The 16,400-nt window shown below is 70.9% G+C and carries 18 protein-coding genes; 1 reads left to right on the forward strand and 17 read right to left on the reverse strand.

Annotation, left to right across the window (positions count from 1 at the left end; translation table 11 throughout):
* Nucleotides 1–9 precede the first annotated feature (9 nt).
* From atpA to prmC, 10 genes are all read right to left on the reverse strand, one after another.
* Nucleotides 10–1,656, reverse strand: coding sequence for a F0F1 ATP synthase subunit alpha (atpA, locus tag O7621_RS28765; protein WP_282232103.1), 1,647 nt, complete (start codon nucleotides 1,654–1,656; stop codon nucleotides 10–12).
* 56 nt (nucleotides 1,657–1,712) lie between these two features.
* On the reverse strand, nucleotides 1,713–2,537 hold the full coding sequence (locus O7621_RS28770) for a F0F1 ATP synthase subunit delta (protein WP_282232105.1): 825 nt from the start codon (nucleotides 2,535–2,537) through the stop codon (nucleotides 1,713–1,715).
* Entirely contained in the window at nucleotides 2,537–3,079 is a 543-nt protein-coding gene (locus O7621_RS28775; RefSeq protein WP_278171188.1) for a F0F1 ATP synthase subunit B, read from the reverse strand. The genes O7621_RS28770 and O7621_RS28775 overlap by 1 nt, the downstream gene beginning before the upstream one ends.
* A gap of 65 nt (nucleotides 3,080–3,144) precedes the next feature.
* Nucleotides 3,145–3,354, reverse strand: a complete 210-nt coding sequence (atpE, locus tag O7621_RS28780) for an ATP synthase F0 subunit C (protein ID WP_278113038.1) — start codon at nucleotides 3,352–3,354, stop codon at nucleotides 3,145–3,147.
* Between the two features lie 113 nt (nucleotides 3,355–3,467).
* Nucleotides 3,468–4,268 (reverse strand): F0F1 ATP synthase subunit A, encoded by an 801-nt coding sequence (gene atpB / locus O7621_RS28785; RefSeq protein WP_282232106.1) that lies wholly within the window; start codon nucleotides 4,266–4,268, stop codon nucleotides 3,468–3,470.
* Nucleotides 4,269–4,296: 28 nt separating this feature from the next.
* Nucleotides 4,297–4,512 (reverse strand): hypothetical protein, encoded by a 216-nt coding sequence (locus O7621_RS28790; RefSeq protein ID WP_123603396.1) that lies wholly within the window; start codon nucleotides 4,510–4,512, stop codon nucleotides 4,297–4,299.
* 251 nt (nucleotides 4,513–4,763) lie between these two features.
* The gene (locus O7621_RS28795; protein ID WP_282234780.1) at nucleotides 4,764–5,162 is read right to left on the reverse strand and encodes a hypothetical protein; all 399 of its coding nucleotides are present in this window, start codon (nucleotides 5,160–5,162) and stop codon (nucleotides 4,764–4,766) included.
* A 44-nt stretch (nucleotides 5,163–5,206) separates the two neighbouring features.
* Nucleotides 5,207–5,839: a phosphotyrosine protein phosphatase gene (locus O7621_RS28800; protein ID WP_282232107.1), complete on the reverse strand. Its 633-nt coding sequence runs from the start codon at nucleotides 5,837–5,839 to the stop codon at nucleotides 5,207–5,209.
* The gene (locus tag O7621_RS28805) at nucleotides 5,839–6,483 is read right to left on the reverse strand and encodes an L-threonylcarbamoyladenylate synthase (RefSeq protein WP_282234781.1); all 645 of its coding nucleotides are present in this window, start codon (nucleotides 6,481–6,483) and stop codon (nucleotides 5,839–5,841) included. Before O7621_RS28805 ends, O7621_RS28800 begins: the two co-directional genes overlap by 1 nt.
* Before the next feature lie 62 nt (nucleotides 6,484–6,545).
* The gene (gene prmC / locus O7621_RS28810) at nucleotides 6,546–7,448 is read right to left on the reverse strand and encodes a peptide chain release factor N(5)-glutamine methyltransferase (RefSeq protein ID WP_282232108.1); all 903 of its coding nucleotides are present in this window, start codon (nucleotides 7,446–7,448) and stop codon (nucleotides 6,546–6,548) included.
* A gap of 102 nt (nucleotides 7,449–7,550) precedes the next feature.
* Here prmC and O7621_RS28815 point away from each other — a divergent pair, with 102 nt between their 5' ends.
* Nucleotides 7,551–9,107: a GGDEF domain-containing protein gene (locus O7621_RS28815; protein WP_282232109.1), complete on the forward strand. Its 1,557-nt coding sequence runs from the start codon at nucleotides 7,551–7,553 to the stop codon at nucleotides 9,105–9,107.
* 27 nt (nucleotides 9,108–9,134) lie between these two features.
* Here O7621_RS28815 and prfA read toward each other — a convergent pair whose 3' ends face one another.
* The 7 genes from prfA to O7621_RS28850 form a co-directional block, all read right to left on the reverse strand.
* Nucleotides 9,135–10,223, reverse strand: a complete 1,089-nt coding sequence (gene prfA, locus O7621_RS28820; protein ID WP_282232110.1) for a peptide chain release factor 1 — start codon at nucleotides 10,221–10,223, stop codon at nucleotides 9,135–9,137.
* A 97-nt stretch (nucleotides 10,224–10,320) separates the two neighbouring features.
* The gene (rpmE, locus tag O7621_RS28825; protein WP_123603402.1) at nucleotides 10,321–10,545 is read right to left on the reverse strand and encodes a 50S ribosomal protein L31; all 225 of its coding nucleotides are present in this window, start codon (nucleotides 10,543–10,545) and stop codon (nucleotides 10,321–10,323) included.
* Between the two features lie 232 nt (nucleotides 10,546–10,777).
* Nucleotides 10,778–12,667, reverse strand: a complete 1,890-nt coding sequence (gene rho, locus O7621_RS28830; RefSeq protein ID WP_282232111.1) for a transcription termination factor Rho — start codon at nucleotides 12,665–12,667, stop codon at nucleotides 10,778–10,780.
* A gap of 289 nt (nucleotides 12,668–12,956) precedes the next feature.
* Nucleotides 12,957–13,901 carry a homoserine kinase gene (gene thrB, locus O7621_RS28835; RefSeq protein WP_282232112.1) on the reverse strand — a complete coding sequence of 315 codons (945 nt, stop codon included), beginning with the start codon at nucleotides 13,899–13,901 and terminating at the stop codon, nucleotides 12,957–12,959.
* Nucleotides 13,902–13,935: 34 nt separating this feature from the next.
* A complete protein-coding gene (locus O7621_RS28840; protein WP_282232113.1) occupies nucleotides 13,936–14,148 on the reverse strand; it encodes a hypothetical protein in 213 nt (70 codons plus the stop codon).
* A gap of 15 nt (nucleotides 14,149–14,163) precedes the next feature.
* Nucleotides 14,164–15,033 carry an SPFH domain-containing protein gene (locus O7621_RS28845; RefSeq protein ID WP_282232114.1) on the reverse strand — a complete coding sequence of 290 codons (870 nt, stop codon included), beginning with the start codon at nucleotides 15,031–15,033 and terminating at the stop codon, nucleotides 14,164–14,166.
* A gap of 47 nt (nucleotides 15,034–15,080) precedes the next feature.
* Nucleotides 15,081–16,304 (reverse strand): MFS transporter, encoded by a 1,224-nt coding sequence (locus O7621_RS28850; protein ID WP_282232115.1) that lies wholly within the window; start codon nucleotides 16,302–16,304, stop codon nucleotides 15,081–15,083.
* Nucleotides 16,305–16,400 lie beyond the last annotated feature (96 nt).

The following is a 16,400-nucleotide window of genomic DNA, read 5'->3' on the forward strand; positions in this document are numbered from 1 at the left end:
GGAACCGCCCTATTCCTTCTCGGCGTCAGCGTCGGCGACGTACCGGGTGACGCTCTCGCGTTCCTGCTCGCCCTCCAGTGCCTCGGCCGGCGCCTCGTTGACCACCCGCTCCGGGTCCTTGGACAGGAACATCTGCTTGAACTTCTCGACCGCGTCGGACAGCGTCGCGATGATCTCGTCGTCCCAGTTGTGCGCGGCGATCGAGTCCAGCGTGCCGGAGTGGGAGTGCCGCAGGTACTCCAGGAACTCCGACTCGAACCGCCGGATCTCGCCGACCGGGATGTCGTCGAGCTTGCCCTCGGTGCCGGACCAGACCGAGACGACCTGCTCCTGCACCGGGAACGGCGAATAGTTCGGCTGCTTGAGCAGCTCGACCAGGCGGGCACCGCGCTCCAGCTGGTTGCGCGACGCCTTGTCCAGGTCGGAGGCGAGCGCGGAGAACGCCTCCAGCTCGCGGTACTGGGCCAGGTCCAGCCGCAGCCGGCCGGCGACCTTCTTCATCGGCTTGACCTGCGCGGCGCCACCGACCCGGGAGACCGACGTACCGACGTTGATCGCCGGCCGCTGGCCCTGGTTGAACAGGTCGGTCTCCAGGAAGATCTGCCCGTCGGTGATCGAGATGACGTTGGTCGGGATGAAGGCCGAGATGTCGTTGGCCTTGGTCTCGATGATCGGCAGACCGGTCAGCGAGCCGCCGCCCAGCTCGTCGGAGAGCTTCGCGCACCGCTCCAGCAGCCGGGAGTGCAGGTAGAAGACGTCACCCGGGTACGCCTCACGGCCCGGCGGACGGCGCAGCAGCAGCGACACCGCGCGGTACGCCTCGGCCTGCTTGCTCAGGTCGTCGAAGACGATCAGCACGTGCTTGCCGGCGTACATCCAGTGCTGGCCGATCGACGACCCGGTGTACGGAGCGATGTACTTGAAGCCGGCCGGGTCGGAGGCGGGCGAGGCGACGATGGTGGTGTACTCCATCGCGCCGTGCTCCTCCAGCACGCCCTTGATCGAGGCGATGGTGGAAGCCTTCTGCCCGATCGCCACGTAGATGCAGCGGACCTGCTTGGCCGGGTCGCCGGACTCCCAGTTGGCCCGCTGGTTGAGGATCGTGTCCAGCGCGACGGTGGTCTTACCGGTCTTGCGGTCGCCGATGATCAGCTGCCGCTGGCCGCGACCGATCGGGGTCATCGCGTCGATCGCCTTGATACCGGTCTGCAGCGGCTCGGACACCGACTGGCGGGCCATCACGTTCGGCGCCTGCAGCTCCAGCTCGCGGAAGCCGTCGTTGGCGATGTCCCCGAGGCCGTCGATCGGCTCACCGAGCGCGCTGACCACCCGGCCCAGGAAGGCGTCGCCGACCGGGACGGAGAGCACCCGGCCGGTGCGCTTGACGCGCTGGCCCTCCTCGATGCCGGCGTAGTCGCCCAGGACGACCACACCGATGTCACGTACGTCGAGGTTCAACGCCACGCCCAGCGTGCCGTCCTCGAATTCCAGCAGTTCGTTTGCCATCGCCGAAGGCAGGCCCTCGACGTGGGCGATGCCGTCCCCGGCGTCCGCCACGGTGCCGACCTCTTCACGAGACAGCTCCGGCGTGTAGGAGGAGACGTAGCGTTCTAGGGCACCACGGATCTCGTCCGACGAGATGGTCAGCTCGGCCATCCTCTGCTTCCTCTATGTCTAGTGGCCCGGATGAACCCGGAACGGCATGGACTGAATCAGCGCCCGGCGAGCGCCTTGCGAGTGTCGATGAGGCGGCGCCGAACGGTGCCGTCGTACAGGTCGGAACCGATCCGTACGCTCATCCCGCCGAGTACGGCGGGGTCGACCGTCAACTTGACGGATACCTCCCGACCGTACATCTCGGCCAACGTGGCGCCCAGCCGCTGCTCCTCGGGCTGGGTCAGTGGTGCGGCGACCGTGACGTGCGCGACCTGCCGGTCCCGCCGGGCGGCGGCCAGCTCGACCAGCCGGCCCAGTCCGGCGCCGACGGATCGCCCGCCGAAGCCCCGGACCGCCTGCTCGGCGAGGCGCACCGTGGCCGGCAGCGCCTTTCCGGTGAGCAGCGTGCGGACCAGTTCGACCCGCCGGTCGGCCGGCACGACGACGTCACCGACGACGGCACCCAGCTGCGGGTCGCCGTCGATGATCTTGCCGAACCGGAACAGCTCGTCCTCCACCTCGGCCAGCTCGCCGGCCGACTCGGCACCGGCCAGTGCGGTGTCGACGCCGAGTCGCTCGGTGGCGTCGAGCAGCTCCGACGGCGCCGACCAGCGGGCCGCGACGACCGCGTCGAGCAGGTCGAGGCTGTCCGCGCCGATCTTCCCTTCGAACAGGCCGCGCAGCAGCCCGGTCCGGTCGTCGGCGGGCCGGGCCGGGTCGGCCAGCGCCCGCCGCAGCCGGGGCTGACGGCGCAGCAGATCAGCCACCGAGAGGATCTCGTCGGCCGTGGTCGCGACCGCCGTCGGGGCGGCACCGGCAACGTAGCCGACCAGTCGCTCGGTCACCGCGGCGTAGGACTCCCGGCTGGTGGCGGACTGCATCAGCGGGCCCCCGCGTTCTCCAGGTCGGCCATGAACCGCTCGACGGTGCCCTTACGGCGGGCCTCGTCGGCGAGCGCGTCCCCGACGATCCGGCCGGCCAGGTCGACCGCGAGCGTGCCGACCTCGGCGCGCAGCTCCCGGATGATGGTCTGCCGCTCGGCGGCGAGCTGCTCCTTGCCGGCCGCGATGATCCGGTCGGACTCCTCCCGCGCCTTGGCGAGGATGTCCTGCCGGATCCCTTCGGCGTCGGCCCGGGCGTCGTCGCGGATGCGGGCCGCGTCGGTACGCGCCTCGGCCAGCTGGGCCTTGTACTGCTCCAGCAGCTGGTTCGCCTCGGCCTGGGCGGCCTCGGCCCGCTTGATGCCGCCCTCGATCGCCTCGACCCGCGCCTGGTACATCGCTTCCATCCGCGGGAACACGAACTTCAGCAGTACGGCGACGAGCAGCCCGAAGGCGATCAGGCCGACGATGATCTCGGACAGCGGCGGGAGCAGGATGTTCCCGCCCTCTTCCGCGGCGATGTACGTGACTTCTTCGTACATGGACACTTCCCTTCGCCCGGACCGGCGCTCGCGCAACCGGTCACCGAGTCAGACCGCCAGTGGGCCTAGAGCGCGAACGCGAGCACCAGACCGAGCAGGGCGAGCGCCTCGATCACGGCGAAGCCCATGAACATGTAGACCCGGGTCAGGCCGGCGCTCTCCGGCTGGCGGGCGGTCGCCTGGATGTAGGCGGCGAACACCAGACCAACGCCGATACCGGGGCCGAGGGCGGCGATGCCGTAGCCGATGGCGTTCAGGCTGCCGGTGATCTCCATGGTTGTTTTCCTCCTGCGTTGAACGCGTGTCCGTCACGCGCACGTTTAGGTGAATGTTCAGTTGTCGTCCACGCGGCTGACCCATGGACGTGTATCGGTCGAGGGAGGCGGAATCAGTGCGACTCGGCCAGGGAGTGCTGCAGATAGGTCGCGCTGAGCAGGGTGAACACGTACGCCTGGAGAACCATGATGCCGAACTCGAAGAAGGTCATCACGATCGCCATGCCCCAGCTCAGCACCGCGATGGGCTTGATGAACAGGCTGTCGGCCTGGAACAGCGCCACGCCGCCGAGGGTGAAGACCAGCAGGATCATGTGGCCGGCGAACATGTTGGCGAAAAGTCGGACCGACAGCGTGACGGGCCGCAGGATCAGGTTCGAGACGAACTCGATCGGCACCAGGATCGGCTGCACCCACAGCGGCGCGCCGGAGACCCAGCAGACGTGCTTGACGTAACCGACGAAACCCCACTTGGCGATGCCGTGGCCGATGTAGAGCAGCCAGCTGACCAAGGCCAACACCATCGGGAAGGCGATGTGCGACATCGGGGAGATCTGGGCGAACGGGACGATGCCCCAGAGGTTGTTCAGCAGGATGAAGCAGAACAGCACCGTCAGGTAGGGCGCGAACCGCACCCCGTCCCGGCCGATGACGTCCCGGGCGATGTTGTCGCGAACCATGCCGTACACCGACTCGGCCAGCCACTGGCCCTTGGTCGGCACCAGCTTCGGGCTGCGGTAGGTAACCAGGAAGAAGATCATCACCAGTGCGGCGGCGATCCAGAGCAGCAGCGTGATCTTGGTGAAGGCGGCCGCCCAGGCGGTGCCGTCCAACCCGGGGATCAGGCTGCGGAAGTCGAAGGCATCCACGCCGGGAGGGAACTCCGCGGCGAGAACGGTCGGCTGCTCAATCAACGCGCATCCTCCGTTGGTCGGGCCTGGTTCACGCGCCCAGCTTCTTAACGGTCAGGTAGACCCCGGCCGCCGTCCCGCCGATCAGCCCGATCAGCAGCCCGACGTTGGGCAGGTCCAGCCAACGGTCGACGAGCCACCCCGCGCCGCCCCACACGGCCATCCCGCCGAGCAGATAGCCGATCGCGGCAAACCCGGTGTCGGCCCCCGAGGGACCTGCGGGTTCGGAAGGTGGTTCACCGGCCATGACGCCGGAAACATATCAGGGCAACGATGAAGGCTGTGCGTCACCCCCCGCACAACCCTCGTTGTGTGGGCGACCCGGTCGCACATCAGATGGGTGCACACGCTACTCCTCTTCCGCCCCGGTCGGTATCCACTCCCCACACCACCGGCGATCTCGGCCTCAGCGTAGGTCAAATCCGACAAATCCTCGCGAATATCGTTGATCCTCGCCGCTGACCCCGCCGTCGATGGGCACCCGGGGTCACCGGATGATCAGCGCGGATCGATTTCCACGTACGGGATCCGGGCCCGGAAGGTCCACCACACCTGGGCCGTGATCCATCCCACTGTTGCCACGATGATCGCCACCGCCAGCATCCGCTGCCCCGGCCAGTCCGACGCCGCCACCGCGAACACCGCCACCCCGAGCAGCGCGAACTTCAGGCTGTAGGTGAGCAGGCCCACACTGAGCACCATCCGCGGATGCACCGAGTCCGCCCAGGCCAGCGCCAGGCTGGAGGCCACATAGCTGGCCGCCACCAGCGCGACACCGACGACGGCGCCGACCGCCCCCGGGACTCCGTCCAGCCAGCCGCCGACCCCGGCGAGCACCACCAGCAGCACCGCCGACACCATCGACGGCACCGGCAGATGCCGCAGCCGACTGCGCATCACCGGACGACCTCCGCCTGCATCCTCTGCCCGCCCCGCCGATCTCAGGGCAGCAGCGCCACGCCGAGCGCTCCCACCGTCTCCTCGATCTCGTCGGCCACCCGGGCGAAGGTGTGGTCGCCGCGCCCCCACGGGTCGTCCAGATCGTCCCCCGGCTGCGGACCGGCGCCGGACCGGACCGCGGCGACCGCGGCGACCAGTGCCGCGCCCCGGGCGTGCACCGCCTCCGGGGTGACCGCCGCGTCCGGACTCGACCGGGCACCGGGCAGCCCGGCCGCGTCCACCGCCGGCAGCAACCGGCCGAACTCGCCGAGCACGAAGGTGCGTTCGGCGGCATCCGGGCGCAACGCGAGCACGTACTCGAGCTGGTCGGCGGTGGCGGTGAGGACCAGATCGGCGGCGTCGATCTGGTCGGACCGCAGCTTACGGGCGGCGAAGCCGTCGACCTGCCCGCCCCGGGCAAGCACCTGGCGGGCCGCCGGCGGGTTCATCTCCTCGCCGGCGTGCCAACCACCGGTGCCGGCGCTGTGGCTGTGCAACAGCTCCTCGACCGGCGGCGCGACGGCCGGACCGAGGCGGTCCAGCCGCTGCTCGAGCGCCAGCACCAGCAGCCGCTCGGCCATCGGCGAACGGCAGATGTTGCCCATGCAGACATGAAGAACGGTGAACGGCGGCACTAGGACTCCGTACCGATGATGTCCGGGACCACGTCACGCAGCTTCTCGATCGGGATCGCGCCGTCACGGACCACCCGGGGCACGTCGCCGGTCAGGTCGACGATGGTGCTGGGCACGGGGTCGGGGCACGGGCCGGCCTCCAGGTACGCGCGAACCGAGTAGCCGAGCTGGTCCCGGGCCTCGGCAGCGGTCACCGCCGGCGGCCGGCCGGTCTTGTTCGCCGATGAGACCGCCATCGGCCCGGTCTCCCGCAGCACCTCCAGCGCCACCGGATGCAGCGGCATCCGAATCGCCACGGTGCCGTTGGTGTCCCCCAGGTCCCAGTTCAGGCTGGGCGCGTGCTCAACGATCATGGTGAGCGCCCCCGGCCAGAAGGCGTCGGCCAGGTCGCGGGCGGGCTGCGGCAGGATCAGCACCAACCCGTCGAGGGTGTGCCGGGAACCGACCAGCACCGGCGGCGGCATCTGCCGGTCCCGGCCCTTGGCGTTGAGCAGCGCGGTGACCGCGTACGAGGTGAAGGCGTCGGCACCGACGCCGTACACGGTGTCCGTCGGCAGCACGATTAGCTCGCCGTTCTTGACCGCCTCGATCGCCGCGGCGATGCCTTTGTCACGGTCGGCGGCGGACCGGCAGTCATAGAGCATCACGGTGTGCCAGTCTGCCACGTGCCCGACCGCTGATCCGCACCGATCACCTCCAGCTGCCGTCAGCCCGTCCGGCGGGCGGTCACGAAACGCGGCCGGCCGGCCAGGTCGCGGTGGCTGGTGACAGCGTCGAACCGGCCGGCGGCGGCGACCAACGTGACGACCGCGGCGGCGTGGCCGTCGTCGTGCTCCACGCCGAACAGCCCGCCGGGACGCAGCAGGGTCACGGCGCGGTGCACCACCGGTCGGATGACCGCCAGGCCGTCCGGCCCGCCGAAGACCGCCTCGGCCGGGTCGTGCCTGGCGACCTCCGGCGGCACCGGGGTGTCGTCCGGTACGTACGGCGGGTTGCACAGCAGCACGTCCACGTGGCCGGCGAACTCGCCGAGCAGGCCCGGATCCCGGACGTCGCCGGCCAGCACCTCGATCGCCCGGTCCCCGGCGGCGGCCCGTCGCCGGGCGTTGCGGCGCAGCCAGCGCAGGCTGTCCGCCGAGCGTTCGACCGCGACCACCCGCGCCGTCGGAACCTCGTGCGCGACCGCCAGTGCCACCGCGCCACTGCCGCTGCACAGGTCGACGACGACCGCCTCGCCGGGCTGGTCACGCAGCGCGTCGACGCCCGCCCCGGCGAGCAGTTCGGTCTCCGGCCGGGGCACGAAGACCCCCGGCCCCACCGCGAGCTCCAGATAACGAAACGGTGCCGATCCGGTGAGGTGCTGCACCGGTTCTCCAGCCGCCCGGCGGGTCACCAGACTGTGGAACCTGCCGATGTCGGCCTGGTCGAAGTCGCCACTCAATGCCAGCCGGCCACGCGGAATGTCCAGCACCGAGGCGGCAATCAGCTCCGCGTCGACCCGGGCGGCGGCGACACCGGCGGCGGCCAGCCGGGCGGCCGCGGCGGCCACCGCGGCTCGGACCGGCGTCCGATCCGGCAATCCGGAGGTGTTCTCTGGCAAGTGGTTCACGACATAATCATGGTGCGTCCACCCGGGCGTCCGTGGAACAGGTCGCGGATCGGGTCGGGTGTGTGCTCCGCCAGATTCCAGCGGGCTCCAGGGAGGTTGTGCGTGGGTTGGCTCGACCGGCTCACCGACCAGGCCGAGGCGCTGATGCAGGCCCGGGCGCTGATGGAAAGCAGCCGCTCGGCGGAAGCCTGTGTCGCCTTCGAGCAGGTGATCCGGAGCACCAGCAACCGGTACGTCCGGGCCGACGCGCTGGTGCAGCGGCTCTCCGCGCTACTCAACCTCGGCCGGTCCGCCGAGTACACGGTGGCCGTCGACCGGGCGTTCGAGGCTGCCCGCGACGTCAGCGAGCCGTACCTGCACGGCCACCTGCACGCGTTGGCCGCGCTCGCCGCCCACCAGCAGGGCGCGTTCGACCGGTGCGTCACCCATCTGGTGCACAGTGCGCGGGCGCTCGGCGCGGCCACCGACGTCGACCGGGAAACCGCCTGGGGCTGGCACGACCTGGCGATGGCCTACTCCTACCTCAGTTTCCACGGGTACGCGTTGAGCGCCATCGAGCACGCCCGGCAGCTCGGCAACGCCACCGGCATTCCAGAGGAGACCTTCGCCGCGCCCGGTATCCGGCTGCGCAACGCCGTCGCGTTGGACCATCATGGAGACACCGACGGCTGCCTGCGGGTGCTCCGCGACATCGGCAGCGACCTGGCGAAGTTCGTGCACGCCGACCGGACCGGGCTGCTACGCCCGAGCAGCCGGGTGGCGTACGGGTACGCGCTGGCCCGGCTCGCCGCGCTCGGTGAGCCGGCCCGGCTGCCCCCCGGCGCCCCGGAGGCCACCCGCCTGATGATCGACGGCGGCGACAGTGCCCGCGCCCGCGACCTGCGCCAGCTCGGAGTGGTGTGCCTGACCATCGCGGCGGACCGGCCGGTGGAGGCGTTGACCCGGCTGTCCACGGCGGTGGTCTCCGCCGAGACGCTCGGTGCCGCCGAGACGGCCCGGCTGCGCAGCGTCGCGCACACCCGGGCCGGCGACCACGCCGCCGCGCACGACGCCGACCGGTACGCGTTCCGGCTGGCTACCCGGCGCAACGACCGGCTGCGCGACATGTACGTCGACGGCATCGCCGCCCGGCTGGACCAGGAGGAGATGCGTCGCTCCGCCGCGCAGTACACCCAGGAGGCGCTGACCGACCCGTTGACCGGGCTGGCCAGCCGCCGCCACCTCGACCTCTACGTCACCGACATGGCCGGCCGGGGCGACCGGGCCGTGGTGATGGTCTGCGACCTGGACGGTTTCAAGTCGGTCAACACCGTGCATGGCCACCACTCCGGTGACCTGGTGCTGCAACGGGTCGCTGGGGTGATCAACCGGGTGATGCGCCGGGGTGACTTCGTGGCCAGGTACGGCGGCGACGAGTTCGTGGTGGTGCTGCCGGGCGCCGGCCCGGCCGAGGCGGCCGACGTGGCCCGCCGGATCACCGCCGCGGTGGCCGGTGAGGAGTGGGAGTCGCTGGTGCCTGGCACTCCGGTCGGGGTCAGCGTCGGCTACGCCGAGATCAGCGGTTCCGGTCCGGGGTTGCGCGAAGCGCTCAGTCGGGCCTTCGAGGTGGCCGCCCGACAGATGCGCGAGGCCCGGCAACGGCCCCATCCGGTGCGCTGACCGCCCGGCCGGTGCCGGTGTGGCCGGTCAGCGGCGGGTCAGTTCGGTGTCACCGGCCAGCCGGGCGGCCCGGTCCGCCTCGGCGAGCGCGTCGAGGACGCCGTCGAGCTCCCCGCCGACCACCAGGTCCATGTTGTACGCCGTGTAGCCGATCCGGTGGTCGGTGATCCGGTTCTGCGGGTAGTTGTAGGTGCGCACCCGCTCGGACCGGTCGACCGTACGCACCTGGGATCGGCGGGCGTCGGACGCCGCCGCGTCGGCCTGTTCCTGGGCGGTGGCGAGCAACCGGGCGCGCAGAATCCGCATCGCCTGCTCCCGGTTCTGCAGCTGGCTCTTCTCGTTCTGGCAGGAGACGACGATGCCGGTCGGCAGGTGCGTGATCCGCACCGCCGAGTCGGTGGTGTTGACCGACTGGCCGCCGGGGCCGGAGGAGCGGAACACGTCGACGCGTAGTTCGTTCGGGTCGACGTTGACCTCGACGTCCTCGGCTTCCGGCAGCACCAGCACCCCGGCTGCGCTGGTGTGGATCCGGCCCTGCGACTCGGTGACCGGCACCCGCTGCACCCGGTGCACGCCGCCCTCCCACTTGAGCCGGGACCAGACGCCGTTACCGCCCTCGGGCACCCCCCGCGACTTGATCGCGAGCGAGACGTCCTTGACCCCGCCGAGGTCGGAATCCTGCGAGTCGAGCACCTCGACCTGCCAGCCGCGCCGTTCGGCGTACCGCAGGTACATCCGGAGCAGGTCGCCGGCGAACAGCGCCGACTCCTCGCCGCCCTCGCCCGCCTTGATCTCGACGATGACGTCCTTGGCGTCGTGCGGGTCCCGGGGGATCAGCAGTTCGGCGAGGCGGGCCTCCAGGTCGGGCAGGCTGGCGGCGATCGCCTCCGCCTCGACGGTGAACGCCGGGTCCTCGCCGGCCAGCTCCCGGGCGGCGGCCAAATCGGCCCGGGCCTGGGCGAGCTCGCCGGCGGCCTTGTGCAGCGGGGCCAGCTCGGCGAACCGGCGACCGACCCGGCGGGCGGTGGTCTGGTCCGCGTGGATCGCCGGATCAGACAGCTGCTTCTCCAGCTCGGCGTACTCGTCGAGGAGCCCGGCCAGGCGCTCGCTGCTCATCCAAGTACTCCTTCATCCGGGGTGAGAAGACCAGGACCGTCCAGACACCGCGGCGCCCGCCCCCGACCTCGGTCGGAAGCGGGCGCCGCGTGCACAGCTACTTGGCCTTGTTGGCCTTCGCCTTGGCGTACTTCTGCTGGAACTTGGCGACCCGGCCGGCGGTGTCGAGGACGCGCTGCTTGCCGGTGTAGAACGGGTGGCAGGCGCTGCAGGTCTCAGCGTGGATCTTGCCGCCGGGTGCGGTGCTGCGGGTGGTGAACGATGCGCCGCAGGAGCAAGTGACCTCGGTGGTCACGTACTCCGGGTGAATGTCCTTCTTCACGGATGGTCCTCTCTTCGTCGGTCGCCGGGTCGCCGTCGACATCGGCCGCGCCGTGCGCGGGCCGACTCTGGCGTGAACCGGAACCTGGCCTGTTGTCAGTCTGCCACGGGCCGTGGCAGCGGGTCGCGGTGGGCGGAGCGAACCGCCCACCGCGACCGTCACGAACACCGCCGGACACAACGCCCGACGGACCTGCCGGATTCCCGACCGCGCGGGGCGACCGGTGCCGGGGTCACTCCCCCGGCGTCGACTTCGCGATCTGCATCAGGAACTCGATGTTCGTCCGGCTCTGCTTGAGCCGGTCCAGCAGCAGGTCCAGCGCCGCCTGGGAGTCCAGCGAGTGGAGCACCTTGCGCAGCTTGTGGGTGATCGCCAGCTCCTCCGGCGCGAGCAGGATCTCCTCCTTACGGGTGCCGGACGGGTGGATGTCGATCGACGGGAACACCCGCTTGTCGGCGATCTTGCGGTCCAGCTTGAGCTCGGCGTTGCCGGTCCCCTTGAACTCCTCGAAAATCACCGTGTCCATCATTGACCCGGTCTCCACCAGTGCGGTGGCGAGGATGGTCAACGAACCGCCGTTCTCGATGTTGCGGGCCGCGCCGAGGAACCGTTTCGGCGGGTACAGCGCCGTCGAGTCGATACCACCGGACATGATCCGCCCGCTGGCCGGCGCGGCCAGGTTGTACGAGCGGCCCAGCCGGGTCACCGAGTCGAGCAGCACGACGACGTCGTGGCCCAGCTCCACCAGCCGCTTGGCGCGTTCGATGGCCAGCTCGGCGACCGTGGTGTGGTCCTGCGGCGGCCGGTCGAACGTGGCCGCGACGACCTCGCCCTTCACCGACCGCTGCATGTCGGTGACCTCTTCCGGACGTTCGTCGACCAGCACCACCATCAGGTGGCACTCGGGGTTGTTGTGCGTGATGGCGTTGGCGATCGCCTGCAGCACCATCGTCTTGCCTGCCTTGGGCGGGGAGACGATCAGCGCCCGCTGCCCCTTACCGATCGGCATCACCAGGTCGATGACCCGGGTGGTGAGGATGTGCGGCTCGGTCTCCAGCCGCAGCCGGTCCTGCGGGTAGAGCGGGGTGAGCTTGTAGAACTCGGGACGCCGCCGGGCCTCCTCCGGCTCCATGCCGTTGATGGTGTCCAGCCGGACCAGCGGGTTGTACTTGTCCCGGCGCTGCTCACCCTCGCGGGTGGCGCGCACCGCGCCGGTGACCGCGTCACCGCGCCGCAGACCGTGCTTCTTGACCTGCGACATGGAGACGTAGACGTCGTTGGGCCCGGAGAGGTAGCCGGTGGTACGCACGAACGCGTAGTTGTCCAGCACGTCGAGGATGCCGGCCACCGGGACGAGTACGTCGTCCTCGGTCACCTGCGGCTCCCGGCCGCCACCACCGTCGCCGTCACCGCGGTCTCCCCGCCGCCGACGGTCGCGGAACCGGCTGCGTCGGCTACGCCGACCGCCGCCTTCGTTGTCGTCGTCGTCGTTGTTGCTGTCCCGCTGGTTCCGCTCGCTGCGGTCACCCCGGTCGTTACGGTCGCGACCACCCCGGCTGTCACCGCCCCGCTCGGCCCGCTCGCCGCGGTTGTCCCGCTCGCCCCGGTTGTCCCGGCCGTCACGGTCACGGTTGTCCCGGCCGTCACCGCCCCGGTCGGCCCGCTCGCCCGACTCGGTCGGCGTGGTCTGCGCGGTCGCGGTCTCGTCGGTACGCGACTCGGCTGCCGACCGACGGCCCCGGCGGGTGCTGCGCTCGCGGGCCGGCTCGTCGCGGGCCGGCTCGTCGACGATGGCGAGTTGCTCGGACCCGCCGTCGCGCCGCTCGGCCTCAGGACGGACCTCGGCGCGGACCTCCTCCCGAGGGGGTGCGGTCGCCGCCGCCACCTCGGCGCGCGGCCGTGGGGCGCCCCCGCCGGCCTGGCGCTCGGTGATCGCGGTGATCAACTCACTCTTGCGCATCCGGGCGGTGCCGGAGATGCCGAGCGACGCGGCGAGGCTCTGCAACTCCGGCAGCAGCATCGCGGACAGCCCGGTGCCGGACCGCCGACGGCGGGCAGGAGCAGCGGTGGTGTCGTCAGCGACGTTGGAGACATCCGACGTCACGTCGGTGGTGTCGCTCAATGGATTCCTTCCCTCGATAGGCCGGGCAACCCGGGTCAAAACGCTAGGTGGCCGGGTGGCCTCGGTGCACCCGCCTCGCATGACACGTCGCGGGAGTCTTCGCGCAGCTCTGCCGAGCCCGCTTCACCAGCCTCGGTGGGCAGCTCTCGACATCTGCAGCGATCCGTGGAGACTGCGGTTTGGCGGTGACCTAGGCAGGGGTGAGACGGGCTTACCGCCGATAGCTTCGGGGGTGCGCCGCCCCGCAGGAGATCGCGTGCTTCGCGGCTGTGCTTGGCCTAGAGCGTAGTCAACTCTTCCGACCTGCGGCAACAGGGTCCCGCTCGGCGTGTCCTACTATAGCGCCTTCGATCCGCGCTCCGGCAACGTCTACCGGAAACAAGTGAGTCTGCCAGTCCATTCCCGGACAGAAGCCCGCCGGGACTTCGGTCAACGCCAGGACGCTCGGACCTGCCCCACTGATCACGGCAGCCACACCGGTTGCCCGCAGGCGGCGAAGCAGTTCCGCACTGGCCGGCATCGATGGAACCCGGTAGTCCTGGTGCACCCGGTCCTCGGTAGCGGCCAGCAACAGCGTCGGGTCGGCGCTGATCGCGTGGCTCAGCAGGGCGGCCCGACCGGCGGTGAACGCGGCGTCCGCGTGCGGGACTTGAGCGGGCAACGCCGCCCGCGCCGCCTCGGTCAGACCCCGGTTACTGGGTACGTAGACGGTCGGCGACACCGCCGGATGCACCGGCACCGACACCGCGCGCGCCCCGGACGCTTCGGTCCAGGCGATGGTGAAGCCTCCCAGCAGGCAGGGCGCCACGTTGTCCGGGTGGCCCTCCAGCCGCGCGGCGATCCGCAGCGCGGCGGCGGTGTCCAGCAGCTGCGTCCCGCCGACGACGAGCCCGCGGGCCAGTTGCACGCCGGCCACGATCGCCGCCGACGACGAACCCAGGCCGCGTGCCTGGGGAATCTGGTTCACGCAGCTCAGCGCCAGGCCGGCCGGCCGGCCGCCGAGCTCGTCGAAGGTGGCGTGCATGGCGCGGACGACGAGATGGCCGTCGTCGAGCGGCAACTCCCCGGTGCCTTCGCCAAAGATCTCGACCCGGCAGCCGGCGGGCACCACCTGGGCGGTCACCTCGTCGTGGTGACCGAGCGCCAACCCGAGCGCGTCGAACCCGGGGCCGAGGTTGGCGCTGGTGGCCGGGACCCGCACGGTCACCGGCCCGGGGACGAAGCTGATAGCCATCGCACCATGCTAGGTCCTGGCAGGTCGTCCGGTGTCAGGGCGCCGGCGGCCGGTCCGGGCCGGCGGCCGACGGGCCCGATCCAGGTGCCCGATCGGATCCAGGTGCCCGGCCGGCGGCGCGCAGCGCGAACCGCAGCGCGTACTCGATCTGGGCGTTGACGCTGCGCAGGTCGTCGGCGGCCCACTTGGCAATCGCCTCGTGGACCGCCGGATCGAGCCGCAACAGCAGCTTCTTGCGTTCGGCCATCAGCCGTGGACCGCCTCAGCTGTAGAGAGACCCGGTGTTCACCACCGGCTGCACCGCCCGATCGCCGCAGAGCACCACCAGCAGGTTGGCGACCATCTGGGCCTTGCGTTCCTCGTCGAGGTCGACCACATGCTCGTCGGCCAACCGTTCCAGCGCGTTGGAGACCATGCCGACGGCGCCCTCGACGATCCGGAACCGGGCCGCGACGACAGCGGCGGCCTGCTGCCGGGCGAGCATCGCGTGGGCGATCTCAGGGGCGTACGCGAGGTGGGTGACCCGGGACTCCAGCACCTCCACGCCGGCCAACTCGACCCGCTCCCGCAACTCCTCGGTGAGCTCGTCGGCGACCACCGTACTGTCCCGCAGGCTGGCCCGCTCGGCGTCGTGCGCCTCGTACGGGTAGCTGGTGGCCAGGTGCCGGACGGCGGCCTCGGCCTGGACCGCCACGTACTCGACGTGGTCGTCGACGGCGAAGACAGCGCTCGCCGAGTCGACCACCCGCCACACCACGACGGCGGCGATCTCTACCGGGTTGCCGTCGGCGTCGGCGACCTTCAGCCGGTCGGTCTCGAAGTTGCGCACCCGCAGGGTGACCTTGCGCCGGGCGGTCAGCGGCCAGGTCCAGTGCAGGCCGGCGACCCGGATCGAGCCGAGGTAGCGGCCGAAGAACTGCACCACCTGCGCCTCGTTGGGGTCGACCACGGTGAACCCGGTGGCGGCCAGCGCGACGACCCCGACGTAGACCACGGCGGCGACGGCCATCCAGACATCCACGTCGGCCACCGAATTGATGCCGGGCGCCACCACCGCCAGGCCGAGCAGACCTGGCACCATCAGGCCGCTGATCGCCACGAATCCGGACATCCGGAACACGGCTCGTTCCATGCTCGTTCCCTCCACCACCAGCTCGCTATCAAAGTGATATCACGATGCTAGCGGCTGGCCGCAACCACCGAGCCCAGCCGGCGGGTCGCCAACCGCCAGCCGATCGCATAGGTGACGGTCACCAGGCCGCACGTCGCCAGGATGATCCGGGTGTCCAGGGTGTCGATCACACTGGCCACGATCAACTGACTCACCGAGATCGACAGGGTGGCGAGCATCAGATCGGTGGCGAAGACCCGGCCGCGCAGCCGGTCCGGCACCACCGCCTGCAGGGCGTAGTTCGACAGCACCCAGTTGCTGCCGCCGCCCAGGTGCGCCAGGAAGACCAGGGCGAGCACCAGCGGGAACCAGGTGACCAGCGAGATACTGGCGTAGGACAGCCCGTACACCGACATCGACGCGGCCAACCCGGTGAGCAGCCAGGACCGCCGGTTCAGCACCGGGCGGGTCAGCAGCGGCCCGATGACCGCGCCGGCGCCCCGCACGGCGAACAGCAGCCCGGTGCCGATCGCGCCGACCCCGTACACCCCGGCCAACAGCGGAAACAACGTGAGTACGCCGTTGCCGAGGCCGACCGCGCTCTTCGCGGTCACCAGGGCGAGCACCTGCGGACGGCCAGCGATGTAGACCAGCGCCTCCCGGATCGCGGTCAGCGTCCGGGGCGCCGGCAGCGTGGCGTCGCGCGGGGCCTGCATCGGCCGGCGGATCGACATGGTGACCACCGCCGCCAGCAGCAGCGCCGCGGCAGCGATCCAGAAGCACGCGTACGGGCCGAGGGCCGCGCTGAGCAGCCCGCCCAGCGACGCGCCCACGATCGCCATGGTGCCCCACGCGGATCCGGCGAAGACGTTGGCGGCGGGCAGCTCCGCCGCCGAGACCACGTTCGGCAGCGCGGCCTGGGCGGCCGGCGAGTAGCAGGACTTCGCCACCGCGAGCGACGCGATGGCGAACAACGCCAGCCAGGCGGTACCCGGGGTGCGCACGGCCAGCAGCAACAGCACCGCGACGACGGCGGCCAGGTTCGCGGCGATCAGGATCCGACGGCGGTCGAAGCGGTCGGCGAGCGTACCGGTGAACGGCAACATCAGGGCGTGGATGCCGGTGTCCACGGCGAGCACCAGAGCGCCCCAGACGCCGCTGCCGGTCAGCTCCGGCAGCAGCACCACCAGCGGCACCATGACGAACCAGTCCGCCCCGAAGACGACCAGCTCGGCGAGGAGCAGCCGGCGGAAATCCCGGTTTCCGGTAAGGACCGCTAACGGTGAGGACACGTACCGACACCTTACCGACCGGAAACCGGACAGTGGACGAAGTGTGATCTGCGCGACCGGTCGTCGCGGGTCCCCGGGGCCGGCGCCCCGGGGACC

Origin of the sequence: Solwaraspora sp. WMMD937, from assembly GCF_029581175.1 — a bacterium.
Taxonomy (GTDB): domain Bacteria; phylum Actinomycetota; class Actinomycetes; order Mycobacteriales; family Micromonosporaceae; genus Micromonospora_E.

What these genes read in the sequence shown, in the direction of transcription:
- O7621_RS28790 (WP_123603396.1), bottom strand. Translation starts at nt 4,512, where the DNA reads ATGGCCGGTGAACCACCTTCCGAACCCGCAGGTCCCTCGGGGGCCGAC.
- thrB (WP_282232112.1), bottom strand. Translation starts at nt 13,901, where the DNA reads ATGGCTATCAGCTTCGTCCCCGGGCCGGTGACCGTGCGGGTCCCGGCC.
- prfA (WP_282232110.1), bottom strand. Translation starts at nt 10,223, where the DNA reads ATGAGCAGCGAGCGCCTGGCCGGGCTCCTCGACGAGTACGCCGAGCTG.
- O7621_RS28795 (WP_282234780.1), bottom strand. Translation starts at nt 5,162, where the DNA reads ATGCGCAGTCGGCTGCGGCATCTGCCGGTGCCGTCGATGGTGTCGGCG.
- atpA (WP_282232103.1), bottom strand. Translation starts at nt 1,656, where the DNA reads ATGGCCGAGCTGACCATCTCGTCGGACGAGATCCGTGGTGCCCTAGAA.
- atpE (WP_278113038.1), bottom strand. Translation starts at nt 3,354, where the DNA reads ATGGAGATCACCGGCAGCCTGAACGCCATCGGCTACGGCATCGCCGCC.
- O7621_RS28770 (WP_282232105.1), bottom strand. Translation starts at nt 2,537, where the DNA reads ATGCAGTCCGCCACCAGCCGGGAGTCCTACGCCGCGGTGACCGAGCGA.
- O7621_RS28845 (WP_282232114.1), bottom strand. Translation starts at nt 15,033, where the DNA reads ATGGAACGAGCCGTGTTCCGGATGTCCGGATTCGTGGCGATCAGCGGC.
- O7621_RS28805 (WP_282234781.1), bottom strand. Translation starts at nt 6,483, where the DNA reads ATGCTCTATGACTGCCGGTCCGCCGCCGACCGTGACAAAGGCATCGCC.
- O7621_RS28775 (WP_278171188.1), bottom strand. Translation starts at nt 3,079, where the DNA reads ATGTACGAAGAAGTCACGTACATCGCCGCGGAAGAGGGCGGGAACATC.
- O7621_RS28840 (WP_282232113.1), bottom strand. Translation starts at nt 14,148, where the DNA reads ATGGCCGAACGCAAGAAGCTGCTGTTGCGGCTCGATCCGGCGGTCCAC.